This is a genomic window from Streptomyces hyaluromycini (genome assembly GCF_002217755.1).
Lineage (GTDB): Bacteria > Actinomycetota > Actinomycetes > Streptomycetales > Streptomycetaceae > Streptomyces > Streptomyces hyaluromycini.
The window spans coordinates 115,432-130,022 of record NZ_BCFL01000031.1; the positions used below are offsets into that span (position 1 = coordinate 115,432).

The 14,591-nt window shown below is 73.1% G+C and carries 16 protein-coding genes; 7 read left to right on the forward strand and 9 right to left on the reverse strand.

Going from position 1 to position 14,591, the window contains the following annotated elements:
• Position 1: 1 nt before the first annotated feature.
• Entirely contained in the window at positions 2 to 673 is a 672-nt protein-coding gene (locus SSP29_RS42050; RefSeq protein ID WP_089106225.1) for a TetR/AcrR family transcriptional regulator, read from the reverse strand.
• Between the two features lie 160 nt (positions 674 to 833).
• Between SSP29_RS42050 and SSP29_RS42055 the strand changes: the two genes are divergently transcribed.
• Entirely contained in the window at positions 834 to 1,880 is a 1,047-nt protein-coding gene (locus SSP29_RS42055) for a LacI family DNA-binding transcriptional regulator (protein WP_089106226.1), read from the forward strand.
• A gap of 124 nt (positions 1,881 to 2,004) precedes the next feature.
• Complete coding sequence (locus tag SSP29_RS42060; RefSeq protein WP_089106227.1) at positions 2,005 to 3,441, forward strand: aldehyde dehydrogenase family protein; 1,437 nt, start codon at positions 2,005 to 2,007, stop codon at positions 3,439 to 3,441.
• 16 nt (positions 3,442 to 3,457) lie between these two features.
• Here the strand turns inward: SSP29_RS42060 and trxA are convergent, their stop codons facing one another.
• Complete coding sequence (gene trxA / locus SSP29_RS42065) at positions 3,458 to 3,838, reverse strand: thioredoxin (protein WP_089106228.1); 381 nt, start codon at positions 3,836 to 3,838, stop codon at positions 3,458 to 3,460.
• A 134-nt stretch (positions 3,839 to 3,972) separates the two neighbouring features.
• On the opposite strand from trxA, the gene SSP29_RS42070 reads away from it, so the two are divergent.
• On the forward strand, positions 3,973 to 5,400 hold the full coding sequence (locus SSP29_RS42070; RefSeq protein ID WP_089106229.1) for a dihydrolipoyl dehydrogenase family protein: 1,428 nt from the start codon (positions 3,973 to 3,975) through the stop codon (positions 5,398 to 5,400).
• 113 nt (positions 5,401 to 5,513) lie between these two features.
• Here SSP29_RS42070 and SSP29_RS42075 read toward each other — a convergent pair whose 3' ends face one another.
• Positions 5,514 to 6,158, reverse strand: coding sequence for a peptide deformylase (locus tag SSP29_RS42075; protein ID WP_089106230.1), 645 nt, complete (start codon positions 6,156 to 6,158; stop codon positions 5,514 to 5,516).
• 123 nt (positions 6,159 to 6,281) lie between these two features.
• Between SSP29_RS42075 and SSP29_RS42080 the strand changes: the two genes are divergently transcribed.
• From SSP29_RS42080 to SSP29_RS42090, 3 genes are read left to right on the forward strand one after another with little or no spacing between them, the layout of a single operon-like run.
• Complete coding sequence (locus tag SSP29_RS42080) at positions 6,282 to 7,730, forward strand: PepSY-associated TM helix domain-containing protein (protein WP_089106231.1); 1,449 nt, start codon at positions 6,282 to 6,284, stop codon at positions 7,728 to 7,730.
• A gap of 57 nt (positions 7,731 to 7,787) precedes the next feature.
• On the forward strand, positions 7,788 to 8,204 hold the full coding sequence (locus SSP29_RS42085; protein ID WP_150135974.1) for a BlaI/MecI/CopY family transcriptional regulator: 417 nt from the start codon (positions 7,788 to 7,790) through the stop codon (positions 8,202 to 8,204).
• Positions 8,205 to 8,210: 6 nt separating this feature from the next.
• Positions 8,211 to 9,131, forward strand: coding sequence for a M56 family metallopeptidase (locus tag SSP29_RS42090; RefSeq protein ID WP_089106232.1), 921 nt, complete (start codon positions 8,211 to 8,213; stop codon positions 9,129 to 9,131).
• 46 nt (positions 9,132 to 9,177) lie between these two features.
• Here SSP29_RS42090 and SSP29_RS42095 read toward each other — a convergent pair whose 3' ends face one another.
• Positions 9,178 to 9,549, reverse strand: coding sequence for a tetratricopeptide repeat protein (locus tag SSP29_RS42095; protein WP_089106233.1), 372 nt, complete (start codon positions 9,547 to 9,549; stop codon positions 9,178 to 9,180).
• A 167-nt stretch (positions 9,550 to 9,716) separates the two neighbouring features.
• Here SSP29_RS42095 and SSP29_RS42100 point away from each other — a divergent pair, with 167 nt between their 5' ends.
• Complete coding sequence (locus tag SSP29_RS42100; protein ID WP_089106234.1) at positions 9,717 to 10,289, forward strand: dihydrofolate reductase family protein; 573 nt, start codon at positions 9,717 to 9,719, stop codon at positions 10,287 to 10,289.
• 18 nt (positions 10,290 to 10,307) lie between these two features.
• Here SSP29_RS42100 and SSP29_RS42105 read toward each other — a convergent pair whose 3' ends face one another.
• Genes SSP29_RS42105 through SSP29_RS42125 form a run of 5 tightly spaced genes read right to left on the reverse strand, consistent with a single transcriptional unit; the run spans position 10,308 to position 14,570 of the window.
• A complete protein-coding gene (locus tag SSP29_RS42105; RefSeq protein ID WP_150135976.1) occupies positions 10,308 to 11,249 on the reverse strand; it encodes an endo alpha-1,4 polygalactosaminidase in 942 nt (313 codons plus the stop codon).
• Complete coding sequence (locus tag SSP29_RS42110; protein WP_089106235.1) at positions 11,246 to 11,914, reverse strand: spherulation-specific family 4 protein; 669 nt, start codon at positions 11,912 to 11,914, stop codon at positions 11,246 to 11,248. Before SSP29_RS42110 ends, SSP29_RS42105 begins: the two co-directional genes overlap by 4 nt.
• Complete coding sequence (locus SSP29_RS42115) at positions 11,911 to 12,804, reverse strand: NAD-dependent epimerase/dehydratase family protein (RefSeq protein WP_089106236.1); 894 nt, start codon at positions 12,802 to 12,804, stop codon at positions 11,911 to 11,913. Before SSP29_RS42115 ends, SSP29_RS42110 begins: the two co-directional genes overlap by 4 nt.
• A 7-nt stretch (positions 12,805 to 12,811) precedes the next feature.
• Complete coding sequence (locus SSP29_RS42120) at positions 12,812 to 13,525, reverse strand: nucleotidyltransferase family protein (RefSeq protein WP_089106237.1); 714 nt, start codon at positions 13,523 to 13,525, stop codon at positions 12,812 to 12,814.
• A 43-nt stretch (positions 13,526 to 13,568) separates the two neighbouring features.
• Complete coding sequence (locus tag SSP29_RS42125; protein WP_089106238.1) at positions 13,569 to 14,570, reverse strand: GDP-mannose 4,6-dehydratase; 1,002 nt, start codon at positions 14,568 to 14,570, stop codon at positions 13,569 to 13,571.
• Positions 14,571 to 14,591 lie beyond the last annotated feature (21 nt).

Below are 14,591 nucleotides of genomic sequence, written 5' to 3' on the forward strand. Positions count from 1 at the left end.
CCTAGTCGTGGGGTTCGGGCACGGCGGTGTGCTCGATGCCGTTGATCAGGGCCTGGAACGCCCAGGACACGCGGGCCTCGGGCGCGCCCGACAGGAGCGCCCCGGAGGCGGCGGCGATGTGCGGATGGGTACGGTCCGACACCTCGCCCAGCGCCCGGCCGAGGGCGTTCCAGTCCTCCTGGGACTCCCCGCCCGCGTGTTCGGCGGCGGTCGCGGTGGCGCGCTGGAGCAGCAGGTCGACGCCCCAGGCGGCCCGGTCGCGCGGCACTCCGCCCTCGTCGAGCAGGCCGAGCAGGGTCTCGATCAGGTTGAGGTAGTGCGGGCCGCTCGGCCAGGAGGTCAGCGCGGACCGGGCCAGGCTCGGATGCTCCAGGAGCATCGTGGTGTAGCCGACGAGCACCTGCTCCAGCCGCTCCCGCCAGCCACCCTCGGACGGGGCCGGGGGCAGGGTGCCGAGCAGCTCGTCCAGGACCGCCGCGTGCAGCTCGGCGGTGTTGCGGACGTAGACGTACAGCGAGGCCGGACCGGTGTCGAGCTCCTGGGCCAGGCGCCGCATGGTGACCTTCTGCAGGCCCTCGGCGCGCAGGATCTCCACGGCGGCGGCGACGATGCCCGCCCTGGTCAGGGCGGGCTTGGCGGGACGCTCCCGGCGGGAACGGGGAGTTGCTGGCATGCGTCCACCGTAACGAACATGTTCGTTGCGAGCAAGTTCGTGACGAACATGTTCGTCGTCATCTGTGACGTGCCCGCGAATCAGGGGGGTCGAGGGCCCAACTCGTCGAACGGTCAACCACCTTGCCCCGCCGGTCCCCTCTGCCCGGGCTTCTGCCAAGATGCCGTACGTCATGGTGCACATCCCGAAACCGCCCTCGGCGGCGTCGCCGGTCCAGCGCTCGGTCCCCACGAGCGCCGATGTGGCCCGCCTGGCCGGCGTCTCCCGCGCGACCGTCTCCTACGTCCTCAACAACACCAGTGCCGTCCGGATCAGCGAGCCCACCCGCCGCCGGGTCCACGAGGCCGCGAAGGAACTCGGGTACGTCCCCCACGCGGCCGCCCGCAGCCTGCGCGCCGGGCACAGCCGGATGGTCCTGATGCCCGCCCCGGCCATCCCGATGGGCCCGCTGTACGGGCAGTTCATCACCGATCTCCAGTGGGCGCTCAGCCGCCTCGACTACACGGTCGTCCAGTACGGCACCGCGGGCCTGCGCGGTGACGAAGCCGCCCGCGCCTGGGCCGAGTTGAGGCCGGTCGCCGTGCTCGTCCCCGGTGCCGAACTCGGCCCCGACGGCGTCTCGGTCCTCAAGCGGGCCGGCGCCCGTGCCGTGGTCACCTTCGGCCCCGAACGCGTCGAGGGCGCCCACGCCCTGCTGATGGACCACGACGCCGTGGGCCACTGCGCCGGCAGCCACCTCTACGCCCGCGGCCACCGCCGGATCGGCGTGATCGTCCCCGAGGGGGCCGGCCTGGAGACGTACTCCCGGCCCCGCCTCGAAGGCGTACGCCAGGCGCTGCGCGGCACCGACGCCGAGGTGACCGGGCTGCCGCTCGGCTACACCGAGCAGTCGGCGGCCGAACTCGCCGCGCGCTGGCCGGAGCTGGGGCTCGACGCGGTGTTCGCGTACAACGACGAGTACGCCATGCTGTTCATGCGCGCCCTCCAGGACGCGGGCGTGCGCATCCCCGAGGACACCGCGGTGCTCGGCGCCGACGACCTGATGCTCGGCCGGCTGCTGCGGCCCCGGCTCTCCACGATCCACATCGACCTGCCGTCCGGCCGCGAGCTCGCCGAGCTGGTCGACCGCGTGGTGCGCGATCCCGACTGCGAACCGGAGATGCGCCGGGTGCTCGGCGCCTGTGTGGTGCAGCGCGAGTCCAGCTGATGGGCGACCCTGGTCGGGGGCGGTGCTTTTCCCGGCCCCCTGGCTAGGATGTTGCGCGCTCAACCAAACGGCTCATGGGCGTGCCGTGGGCCGCGCAATCCCGGTGATCGATCGGAGAGCCGTCATGCCGTTGCTCGACCCGAAGACCTGGCAGGCGGGCGCCCTGTCCGGCGCGCCGTACGAAGTCACCGAGCCCGCCACCGGCGACACGCTCGGCTCGGTCGTCCTGGCCGCCCCCGCGGACGTCGCCACGGCCGCCGCGGCCGCCCGCGCCGCACAACGCGACTGGGCCCGCGCCCCGCACTTCGTCCGGGCCCAGGTCCTGCGCAGGGCAGGTGACTTGTTCACGGAGCACGCCGGCGAACTGCGCGAGTGGATCGTCCGCGAGTCCGGCTCCATACCCGGCAAGGCGGACTTCGAACTGCACGTCGCCGCCCAGGAGTGCTACGAGGCCGCCGCCCTCGCCTCCCGCCCGGCCGGCCAGGTACTGCCCAGCGAGGCGCCCCGGCTGTCGTACACCCGCCGGGTGCCGGTCGGTGTCGTCGGGGTGATCTCGCCGTTCAACGCGCCGCTGATCCTGTCCATCCGCTCGGTCGCGCCCGCCCTGGCCCTCGGCAACGGGGTCGTCCTGAAGCCCGATCCGCGCACCGCCGTCTGCGGCGGGCTCGCGCTCGCCGCGGTGTTCGCGGAGGCCGGACTGCCGGAGGGGCTGCTGCACGTGCTGCCCGGCGGCGCCGACGTCGGCGCGGCGCTGGTCGAGGACCCGCTGGTGCCGGTCATCTCCTTCACCGGCTCGACCGCCGCGGGCCGCGCGGTCGGCGAGGCCGCGGGCCGCCGTCTCAAGCGCGTGCATCTCGAACTCGGCGGCAACTCGGCCCTGATCGTCCTGGAGGACGCCGACCTCGACGCGGTGATCTCCACCGCCGCCTGGGGGTCCTTCTTCCATCAGGGCCAGATCTGCATGACCACCGGACGGCACCTGGTCCATGCCTCACTGGTCGAGGAGTACGCCGAACGCCTCGCCGCCAAGGCCGACTCGCTGGCCGTCGGAGACCCGCACCGCGAACAGGTCCACCTCGGCCCGATCATCGACGCCGGTCAACTCGCCAAGATCCACGGCCTGGTGGAGTCCAGCACCGCGCAGGGCGCACGACTCGCCGCCGGCGGCACCCACGAGGACCTCTTCTACCGGCCGACGGTCCTGACCGGCGTCGACGACCGCACACCCGCCTACGCCGAGGAGGTCTTCGGGCCGGTCGCGCCCGTCCGGGCCTTCGCCGACGCCGACGAGGCCGCCGCCCTCGCGGCCGACAGCTCCTACGGCCTCTCGCTCGGCATCGTCACCCGGGACACCGCTCGCGCCCTGGACCTCGCCGAACGCATCCCGACCGGCATCGTCCACATCAACGACCAGACCGTGAACGACGAGGCCGTGGCCCCCTTCGGCGGAGTCGCCGCCTCCGGCACCGGAGCCCGGTTCGGCGGCGAGTCCAACCTGGAGGCGTTCACGGACGTGCGGTGGACGACCGTACGCGGGGATGCGGCGCAGTACCCCTTCTGAGCTCCGCCGGCGGGGGTCACTTGCCCTGGGCGCTGCCCTGCTGCTCGGCGATGCTCTTGCGGACCTCGTCCATGTCCAGCTTGCGGGCCTGGCCGATGACGTCCGTCAGGGCGGCCTCCGGCAGGGCACCCGGCTGGGCGAAGACGGCGACCTGGTCGCGCACGATCATCAGGGTCGGGATCGACTGGATGCCGAAGGCCTGGGCGAGCTCCGGCTGCGCCTCGGTGTCCACCTTGCCGAACACCAGGTCGGGGTTGTCCTGCGCGGCCTTCTCGTAGACCGGGGCGAACATCCGGCACGGGCCGCACCAGGACGCCCAGAAGTCGATGAGGACGAACTCGTTCTCGGTGACCGTCTGGTCGAAGTTCTCCTTGGTGAGCTCCACGGTGCTGCTCATGCCTGATTCCCTCTTCCTGATGTGGGGGCGTCCCGGTGTGGGGCGAAACCGATCCCGACAACATGTCCGGCCGGGCAGGTATTCCGCCCCCTACCCGTGTGGCCCGGGCGCACGCCACCGGCAAGACTGGCCCCATGACGGAATCGGAATCCATCGCTTACGACGTCGTGGTGCTCGGGGCCGGGCCCGTGGGGGAGAACGTCGCCGACCGCACCCGTGCGGCCGGCCTCACCACCGCGGTCGTGGAGAGCGAACTCGTCGGCGGCGAATGCTCGTACTGGGCGTGTATGCCCAGCAAGGCCCTGTTGCGGCCGGTCATCGCCCAGGCCGACGCCCGGCGCCTGCCCGGCCTCGCCCAGGCGGTCCAGGGCCCCCTCGACACCCCCGCGGTCCTCGCCCGCCGCAACTACTTCACCTCGAACTGGAAGGACGACGGCCAGGTCGCCTGGCTGGACGGCATCAGCGCCGACCTCCACCGCGGCCACGGCCGCCTCGCCGGACCCCGCACGGTCACCGTGACCGGCCCCGACGGCACCCTCACCACCCTCACGGCCCGGCACGCGGTGGCCGTGGCCACCGGGACCCGGGCCCAGTTGCCCGACCTGCCCGGCCTCGCCGAGGTGAAGCCCTGGACCAGCCGCGAGGCCACCAGCGCCCAGGAGGCACCCGGCCGGCTGATCGTCGTCGGCGGCGGTGTCGTCGCCACCGAGATGGCCACCGCCTGGCAGGCCCTCGGCTCCCGGGTCACCCTGCTGGTCCGGGGCAAGGGCCTGCTCAACCGCATGGAGCCGTTCGCGGGCGAGCTCGTCGCCGACGCGCTGAAGGAGGCCGGTGTCGACGTCCGCATCGGCACCTCCGTCGAGTCGGTGACCCGCGAGAACGGCACGGTGGTGGCCGTGACCAACACCGGTGACCGCATCGAGGCCGACGAGATCCTCTTCGCCACGGGGCGCGTCCCGCACACCGACGACATCGGCCTCGACACGGTCGGCCTGGAACCGGGCTCCTGGCTGCCGGCCGACGACACCCTCCTGGTCGAGGGCACCGACTGGCTCTACGCCGTCGGGGACGTCAACCACCGGGCGCTCCTGACCCACCAGGGCAAGTACCAGGCCCGGATCGCGGGCGCGGCGATCGCGGCCCGCGCGGCGGACACGCCGCTCCTGGACGGGCCGTGGGGTGCGCACGCGGCCACCGCCGACCACGGCGCCGTACCGCAGGTCGTCTTCACCGAGCCGGAGGCGGCGGCCGTCGGGCTCTCCCTCGCGGAGGCGGAGCAGGCCGGGTACCGGGTGCGCGCCGTCGACGTCGAGTTCTCCTCCGTCGCCGGGGCGGGGCTGTACGCCGACGGCTACAAGGGGCGCGCCCGGATGGTCGTCGACCTGGATTCGGAGATCCTGCGCGGCGTCACTTTCGTGGGGCCGGGGGTGGGCGAGCTGATCCACTCGGCGACGGTCGCCGTGGTCGGCCAGGTGCCGATCAGCCGGCTGTGGCATGCGGTGCCGTCTTATCCGACGTTGAGTGAGGTGTGGTTGCGCTTGCTGGAGGCGTACAGGGGGTAGTGGCGAGGGAGCTGACGTCGGTCGGCTGCGGCGCCCTCGTGGCTGGTCGCGCAGTTCCCCGCGCCCCTTTCGGGGCGCTGTCGAGTACCGCGCTCTGACGGGGCGCTGTTGGCTTACGGAAGAGTGAAGCCCAGCGCCTGCGCCGCCGTCGCCGGCGTCGGCTGGGTCCAGCGCTCTGTCATCGCCTCGGTCGACGACAGGGAACGCAGTTCTGCCCGGTCCAGGTACAGCATGCCGTCGAGGTGGTCGGTCTCGTGCTGGACGATGCGGGCCGGCCACCCCGCGAACACCTCGTCGAGCGCGCGGCCGTTCTCGTCCTGGCCGCGCAGCCGTACCTCGGCGTGCCGGGCCACCACCGCCTGCCAGCCCGGCACGCTCAGGCAGCCCTCGAAGAACGCGGCGCGGGCGGTGCCCACGGGCTGGTAGGCCGGGTTGACCAGCACCCGGAACGGCTGCGGGACCCGGCCCCGGGCCGCCGCGACCTCCGCCGGCACCGGCGCCGGGTCCTCGATCACGGCGATGCGGAGCGGGACGCCGACCTGCGGTGCGGCCAGGCCCACGCCCGGGGCCGCGTGCATCGTGACGCGCAGCGCCTCGACGAACCGGGCCAGCAGGGCCGGGGTCAACTGACCGTCGTACGGCTCGGTTCCACGCCGCAGGACCGGGTCGCCGGCCGCGACGATGGGCAACGGGCCGCCCGGGCCGAGGAGTTCCTCGACCCGTTCGGCAAGGGGCGCGTGATCGCGGGGAGATGCCATCGCGCCAGCATGCCATGGAGCGGAGTGTGACGCGGGTCACCTTTCCTGCCGGGAACTCGGTCCACGCGCTCCCCGACTACTGGACCGTCACCGCTCAGCCACGAGTCCCCGGAGAGCCCGCCGATGTCCACCGCTTCCTCGACCTCCCCCAGTCCCGGCTCCGCTCGATCGGGGGGACCGCCATCGGACGAGGCCCCGCAACCCACCGTCCCGGCCGCCTCCCCGAGCCGCTGGGCCCCGCTGCGCCCCCTCGTCCTGCGCCTGCACTTCTACGCCGGTGTCCTGGTCGCCCCCTTCCTGCTCGTCGCCGCCGCCACCGGCCTGCTGTACGCCTTCTCCTTCCAGGCCGAGAAGCTGGTGTACGCCCATGAGCTGACCGTCCCGGTGGGCGAGACCAAGCTGCCGATCTCCGAGCAGGTCGCCGCCGCCCGCACGGCCCACCCCGAGGGCACGGTCTCCGCGATACGCCCGTCGCCCGAGGCGGACGCGACCACCAGGGTGCTGCTCTCGGGCGTCGCGGGCGTGAACCCGGACCACACCCTCGCGGTGTTCGTCGACCCGTACACCGGCAAGGTGCGCGGCGCTCTCGAACAGTACGGATCGACGGGCGCGCTGCCCCTGCGCACCTGGATCGACGAACTCCACCGCGACCTCCACCTGGGCGACACCGGCCGGCTCTACAGCGAGTTCGCGGCGAGCTGGCTGTGGGTGATCGCGGGCGGCGGCCTGGTGCTGTGGTTCTCCCGGCGCCGGGCGCTGCGCAAGGTGCGCGGCACCAGCGGGCGACGGCGCACGCTGGGCCTGCACGGCACCGTCGGCGTGTGGGCCGCCGCCGGTTTCGTCTTCCTCTCTGCGACCGGCCTGACCTGGTCCACCTACGCCGGCGCCAACATCGACGAACTGCGCACCTCCCTGGGCCAGGCCACCCCGTCCGTCTCGGCGGCCGTGAGCGGCGGCGAGCACGCGGGACACGGCACGGCGGCCGGCACCGGCGGCGACGCCGAGCACGGCGTCGGCCTGGACAGGGTGCTCGCGGCCGCCCGTGCCAAGGGGCTCGGCGACCCTGTCGAGATCGTCCCGCCCGCCGGCGCGAACAGTGCCTACGTGGTCAGGCAGGTCCAGCGCAGCTGGCCCGAGAAGCAGGACTCCGTCGCCGTGGACCCGGGCACCGGCGAGGTGACCGACGTCCTGCGCTTCGCCGACCATCCGGTGCTCGCCAAGCTCACCCGCTGGGGCATCGACCTGCACACCGGCATCCTCTTCGGCCTCGTCAACCAGCTCGCCCTGGCCCTGCTCGCGCTCTCCCTGATCCTGCTGATCCTGTGGGGCTACCGGATGTGGTGGCAGCGCGGCCGCGGCGCCACGTTCGGCCGGCCGGTCCCGCGCGGGGCCTGGGCGGAGGTCCCGCCGTACCTCCTCGTCCCGGCGATGGCGGTGATCGCGGTCCTCGGCTACTTCGTGCCGCTGCTCGGGATCCCGCTGGCCGCCTTCCTCGCCGTGGACATCGTCCTCGGCGAGATCGCACACCGTCGCGGCGGGCGGACGTACGGGGGCAGGGCCGGCGTGAAGTAGCGTGGTCAGACACGCTGACGCGCGTGTCACCACCGACGCCGGAGGGAGACGGGGACTATGGCACGGGCCCGGCGGGGGCAGGGGGAGCTGGAGGGCCAGGTGCTGGGTGCGCTGCGCGAGGCCGACGGTCCCGTCACCGCCGCCTGGGTGCAGGAGCGGCTCGGCGGCGACCTCGCCTACACCACCGTCGTGACCATCCTGACCCGGCTGCTCGCCAAGGACGTCGTCGCCCGCGAGCGGCACGGCCGTTCCTTCCTGTGGACACCCACCGCCGACGTGGCCCGGCTCGCCGCCCTGCGGATGCGCCGGCTCCTCGACCTGGAACGGGACCGCGAGGCGGTGCTCGCCAGCTTCGTCACCGCCCTGCCGCCCGGTGATGAGCAGGTGCTGCGGGCCCTGCTGGAGGCCGCCGGGCCGGGCCGGGTGAACACTCGGAACACCTCGCCCACCGACCACGGCGGTACGGAAGACTGACCGTCCATGGGGGTCTTCGTCTTCCTGCCGCTGGTCCTGCCGCTGACCGCGTGGCCCGTCGCCCGGCTGGCCGAGGGGCGGCTGCATCCGCGCGCCGCCACCCGGCTGCTCACCGCGATGGCCGTGGTCATGGCCGGGTGCAGCACGCTCTGCCTGGCCCTGCTGATGGTGGTCGGCACCGCCCAGCTCCCCGGCAACCCCCTCCCGGACGGCTGGTCCGACCCGGAGGTACGGGCCTCCGTCCCGCACGACGAGATCGCCGGCCGCGCCGCCATCCCCGCCCTCGTCGCGGTCGCGGTCCTGGGCGGCCGCACCCTCCACCGGCACCGCCGGGTCACCCGACAGGCCCGCCGGGCGCTCGCCGGACTGCCCGGCCGCACGGTCGCCGTGCTGCCCGACCGCACGCCGTACGCCTACGCGCTGCCCGACCGGATCGTCGTCACCACCGCGCTCCTGGACGGTCTCGCGCCCGGTGAACGCCGGGCCCTGTTCGCCCACGAACGCGCCCATCTCGCCGCCCGCCACCACCGGCACCTGCTCGCCGTCCACCTGGCGGCGCGCGCCAACCCGTTCCTGCGGCCCCTGCGTACCGCCGTCGTCTACACGGCCGAGCGGTGGGCGGACGAGGAGGCGGCCCGCTCGGTGGCGGACCGGCGCACGGTCGCACGGGCCATCGGCAGGGCGGCGCTGCTGTCCACGGGCACCCCGGCGCCGACGCTGGCCGCACTGGCCGGCACCGGTCCGGTGCCGCGCCGGGTCGCCGCGCTGCTCGGCCCCGCCCCGGTGGCCCACAGCCGGCCCGCCACGTTCACCGCGGCCGGCCTCGCCGTCTGGGGCGCCGCCGCGGGCACCCTCGTATCGGCGATGTCCTCGGCGAACTCGGCGGTGACCCTGTTCCTGGTCCTGCACGCGTCCACCCCGCTGTGACGGCCGGAGGGCCCCCGGAGATCCGGGGGCCCTCGTCGATCGCCGCTCATTCCTGCGGGAAGTCACCGGCCAGTGCCGAGGCGATCCGCAGATGCGGCTCCGCCTCCTCGTGCCTGGCCTGCCGCTGGAGCGTACGGCCCAGCATCAGCCGGGCGTAGTGCTCCACCGGGTCGCGCTCGATGACCTCGCGCAACTCGGCCTCCGCGCGGCGCAGTTGGGCCGAGTGGTAGTAGGAGCGCGCCAGCAGCAGCCGGGGTCCGGTCTGCTCCGGGGCCTCCTCGACCAGCCCGGCGAGCACCCGGGCGGCGCCGGCGTAGTCCTTGGCGTCGAAGAACAGCTGGGCCCGGGCCCACCGTTCGGCGGCGGTTCCCTGGTCGTAGTACGCCGTGTCGTAAGTCGTGTCGTACGTCGTGTCCACTCGTGACCTCCTTCGGCCCTGACAACAGACCGGGGTAGTTGAAAATTCCACCAACTCGGCCGGGGTCTGTCTTCCGACAAGTTGAGTTTCCTTGACAATTTTTGTTGTCGGTTAGAGGCTGGTGCCGCGGAGAACCGCACCAGACCCGAGACTGCGAGGAAACCCCGATGCGAACCCTGATCAGCACTGCCTTCATCTCCCTCGACGGGGTCGTCGAGGGCCCGGGCGGCGAACCCGGCTACCGGAACTCCGGGTGGACCTTCAAGGACATCGAGTTCGTCCCCGAGGCGTTCGAGATCAAGGGGCGGGAGCAGGAGGAGTCGGCCGCGGTCCTGATGGGCCGGGCCAGCTACGAGGCGTTCAGCCCGGTGTGGCCGGACATGGCCGAGTTCTCGCACTACAAGACGCTGCCGAAGTACGTCGTCTCCACCACCCTCACCGTGGACGACCTGGTGTCGAACTGGGGCGAGACCACGATCCTGCGCTCGCTCGACGAGGTCGCCGCCCTCAAGGAGACCGACGGCGGCCCGGTCATCGTGCACGGCAGCGCCTCGCTCAACCACGCCCTGTCCGACGCGGGCCTGATCGACCGCTACCACCTGCTCGTCTACCCGCTGCTGCTCGGCGCGGGAAAGCGCCTGTTCAGCGCCACGGACAAGGACACCCAGAAGCTGAAGCTGGTCGAGCACGAGGTCTACGCCAACGGCGTGCAGAAGAACGTCTTCGACGTCGTCCGCTGACCCGGCCCCGCGCCGCCGTCAGCAGGGCTTGCGCCACACCCCCAGTTCCAGCTTCTTCTGCATCGACGACAGGCCCAGCCGCCGGGACTCGGCGCAGAAGGCACTGGTCGGTTCCTTGTACTCCACGTGGAAGACCGCCTTGCCCGCCTTGATGAACGGGGTCAGACGCGCGCACTCGTCGTACTGGGCGCACTCCTCGTCGACCGCGAAGTCGAAGTCGGCGAGCAGCTGCGGGATCTGCGGGAGGTCGTTCTTGAGGCCCACGGACAGGCCGCGTTCATGGGCGATGTCCGCGATCATGCGGTTGTAGCGGAGCTGGTCGGCGGTGGTGAGCCGGAAACCGGTGTCGTTGCCGTAGCCCTCCACCAGGTCGGGCTCGACCGCGTCGAAGCCCTTGTCGCGGCACATGTCGAAGCGCCGCTCCATGATCGGCCGCAGGACGGACAGCCTGCGGATGTCCAGCCAGCGTTCGCCCGCCCAGCCGTTGTTCTTCCCGAGCACCGAGCGCGGGAAGTCGTCCTTGTCGGGCCGGAAGTTCTCCCACGCGCCGACGTTGACGTAACAGATGACCTTGCGGCCGGCGCGGTGCAGTGCGGCCACGTCCGCCTCGGAGTTCTCGAAGCCGTCGATGTCGTAGACGGGCACGTCCACCGTCGGCTCGACCTCCCCGTCCAGCTGCCACTGCCAGGCCAGACCGGGCCTGGGTTTCCATGGGGCCTTGGCGGGGTGTGCCCCGGCGGAGGCCGTGCGCGTGGCGGCGGAGGCCGTCGGTGCGGCGGGAGAGCCCGCGGACGCGGTGGGAGAACCCGTGCCCGCCGTCGGCGAGTCGGCGGACGCCGAGGGGGCGGCCGAGTGTGCCGACGGTGAGTCCCGGGGTGCGGAGCAGCCCGCCAGGAGGGCCGCCGCGGTCAGGGCGGCGGGCAGCAGGATGCGCGCCCGCGGCCGTGCGGGTGCCCTCATCGCTCCGCCTCCGCCCCGGTGAGCGCCGGTGTCAACTCGGCCCAGGGGTTGGGTGGTTCGCCCGTCACCGGACCGCAGACCGCCGCGCCCCGCCGGTGCGCGGTGCGCACCGCGAGCGGGACCAGGGCCTCGGGCACGCCGTAGACGAGATGGCACAGCCGCTCCGGCGGCTGCCGGCCGGCCCACGCCGGCCGGGTGAACGCCGAGACGTACGTCGACCAGTGGCCCTCGAAGGTGACGGTCAGGTCGGCGAGCCGGAGGTATCCCGGCGCCGGGTGGACGCCCGGGTTGAGCACCACTCTCCCGGCGCCCGCCTTCCGTACGGCACGCACCAGTCTGCGGCAGGCGGGCAGCCCCTGCGGGGTCGCCGTCACCCGGTCGAGGAAGCAGCCGTCGGCCGCGTACCACTCCTCGTGCCGGCGCATCTCCTCGGTGACCTGGGCCTGTCCGCGCATGCCGTAGTCGGTGTCGACGTATCCCAGCAGGAGCGCCCCGGCCGTGCGCAGCGCGTCGGCCGCCGCGGCGAACGCCGGGTCGGGGCGGTCACCGGGGCCGTCGGCCGGGTTGAGGACCACGCCGTAGGTGCGGTGCGCGGCGGTGATCAGGCGGTGCCAGGCGCCCGGGTCCTCGGCCGGGTGCACATACAGCGGAACGAGCAGGCTCACCGGACACCGTCGCTCTCCCACAGGGCGGTGAGCGCGTCGTCCAGGGTGTGGGCGGGGCGCCAGCCCAGGGCCCGCCCGGCGGCGGAGATGTCGGAGCACTGCCACGACACCTTCGCCGAGCGGACCGAGCCGGTCGTGCTCTCCTCGATACGGCCCCGGAAACCCGCCCGGCCGGCCAGGGCGTGCACCAGCTCGCGCACCGGAACGGCCCGGCCGCCGCCGATGTTGAGGACGGGCGGCAGCGGCCCGGGCACGGTGGCCGCCAGCACCACCGCCCCGGCCACATCCCGTACGTCCACGAAGTCGCGGAACGCCGACAGGTCCCCGAGCCGCAGCACCGCAGCCGCGTCCGGGCCCGCCTCGCGGAGCATGCCGGTGATCCGCCCGGGCAGCGAGGCGGCCGGCGCCCCGGGCCCGACCGGATTGCCCACCCGCAGCACCACCGCGTCCAGGCCGGCCGCGGTCACCGCGGCCGTGCCCGCGAGCTTGGTCGCACCGTACGGGCCCACCGGGCTGGTGGGTGCCGACTCGGTCACCGGGGCGTCCGGCGCGCCGGGGCCGTACTCGGCGGCCGAACCCAGGTGCACCAGGCGGGCCGCCGGGGCCGCGTCGCGCAGCGCGGCGCACAGCACCGCCGGGCCACGGGCGTTGACCTCGGCGAGGGCGACCGCGTCGCCGCCGGTCGCGCCCGCGCAGTTGACCACGGTGTCGGGCGCGACCGCCGCCAGGGTCTTGGCCAGCTGTCCGGGGCGGACGGTGGCGAGGTCGACGTGGTGCTCCACGCCGGCCGAGCGGCCGCCGCCGAGGACCTGCGCGCCGGGCACGGCCCGCAGCCCCGCGGCGACATGGGTGCCCAGATAGCCGGTGCGGCCCAGGACGAGAATGCGCATGACGTGCTCAGGCTCCCTTGAGCAGAAGCGGCTTGCGGCTGGTGAACTCGGCGTTGGCCCGGTCGTAGTCGTCCGGGCGGCCGATGTCCAGCCAGTACCCTTCGAACTCGTAGGCGTGCGGCGGAGTTTCGGCCTTCAGCAGATCGATCACCAACTCGTCGAAGCCGAGCGGGAGTCCGGGCGTGTAGTCGTCGAGTGTGGCGCGGGACAGCCCGTAGACGCCCATCGAGACGCGGTAGTCCACGCTCGGCTTCTCGGTGAACGCGACGACCTTGCTGTCGTCGGTGGTCAGCACCCCGAAGTCGATGTGGATCTTGCGGGCGTAGGTGGCGATGGTCAGCGGGGCACCGGAGGCTCTGTGCCGGGCGAGGACGTCGGCGTAGTCGAGGTCGGTGAGGATGTCGCCGTTCATCACCAGAAAGGTCTCGGGCAGCCGGTGACGCAGGTTGAGCAGCGGGCCCATGGTGCCCAGCGGGCTCTCCTCGGTGGCGTAGTCGACGGCCAGGCCCCACTGGGAGCCGTCGCCGACGTAGGCGCGGATGATCTCGCCGAGATGGCCGATGGCGAGGGTGACGCTGGTGAAGCCGGCCGTGGAGAGCTGGCGCAGCACGATCTCCAGGATCGCGTGCTGGTCGCCGATGGGGACGAGCGGTTTGGGCAGCGCGGTCGTGTAGGGGCGCAGCCGGATGCCCTTGCCTCCGGCCAGGATCACTGCGTGCATGGGACTCCTCCTTCGTGAACGTGCGCAGACGTGCCGGACGAGGTCAGATGTTGTAGATGCCGGTCTTGTAGCGGGTGAGGTTGGCCGGGTCGCGGAAGAACCGGGCGGTCTGCGCGAGGCCCTCCTCCAGGGAGTGCGCGGGCTGCCAGCCGGTGGCCGCGCTGAGCCTGCTCGCGTCGGCGACCAGCCGCATCACCTCCGAGCCCGCCGGCCGGATCCGGGCCTCGTCCGCCCGGACGTCGACGGCGGTGCCCATGACCTTGCCGATCAGCGCGACCAGGTCGCCGACCGAGATCTCCCCGCCGGTACCGGCGTTGAAGGTACGGCCCACCACCTGTTCGGCGGGCGCGGTGCCGACCGTCAGGAACGCCTGGGCGGTGTCCTCGACGAACATGAAGTCCCGGGTGGGCCGGAGATCGCCGAGGGTGATCGTCGTTTCCCCGGCGGCGAGTTGACCGATGACGGTGGGGATCACCGCGCGCATCGACTGGCGCGGCCCGAACGTGTTGAACGGCCGCAGCGTCACCACGGGTGTCTCGAAACTGGCGTGGTAGCTGTCGGCGAGCCGGTCCCCGCCCGCCTTCGAAGCGGCGTACGGGGACTGGGTGTTGATCGGGTGGTCCTCGGTGATCGGCACGGTCTGCGCGGTGCCGTACGTCTCGCTGGTCGAGGTGTGCACCAGCCGGGGCGTGCCGAGCGCGCGGACCGCTTCCAGGACGTTCAGCGTGCCGGTGACGTTGGTGTCCACGTAGCTGTGCGGGGCCCGGTAGGAGTACGGGATCGCGATCAGCGCGGCCAGGTGGTAGGCGGTGTCGGCGCCGTCGAGCAGGCCGCGGACCGAGCCGGGGTCGCGGACGTCGCCGAGGACGATCTCCACCTGGTCCAGGACGTCCGGGGCGAGGGTCTCCAGCCAGCCGTAGGAGGAGAAGGAGTTGTACTGGGCCATGGCCCGCACCCGGTGTCCGGAGGCGACCAGCGCCTCGGTGAGGTGCGAACCGATGAAACCCTCGGCCCCGGTGACGGCGGCGAGCGGTTGGGAGGTCAACTGCGGTGTCCTTCCGATTGG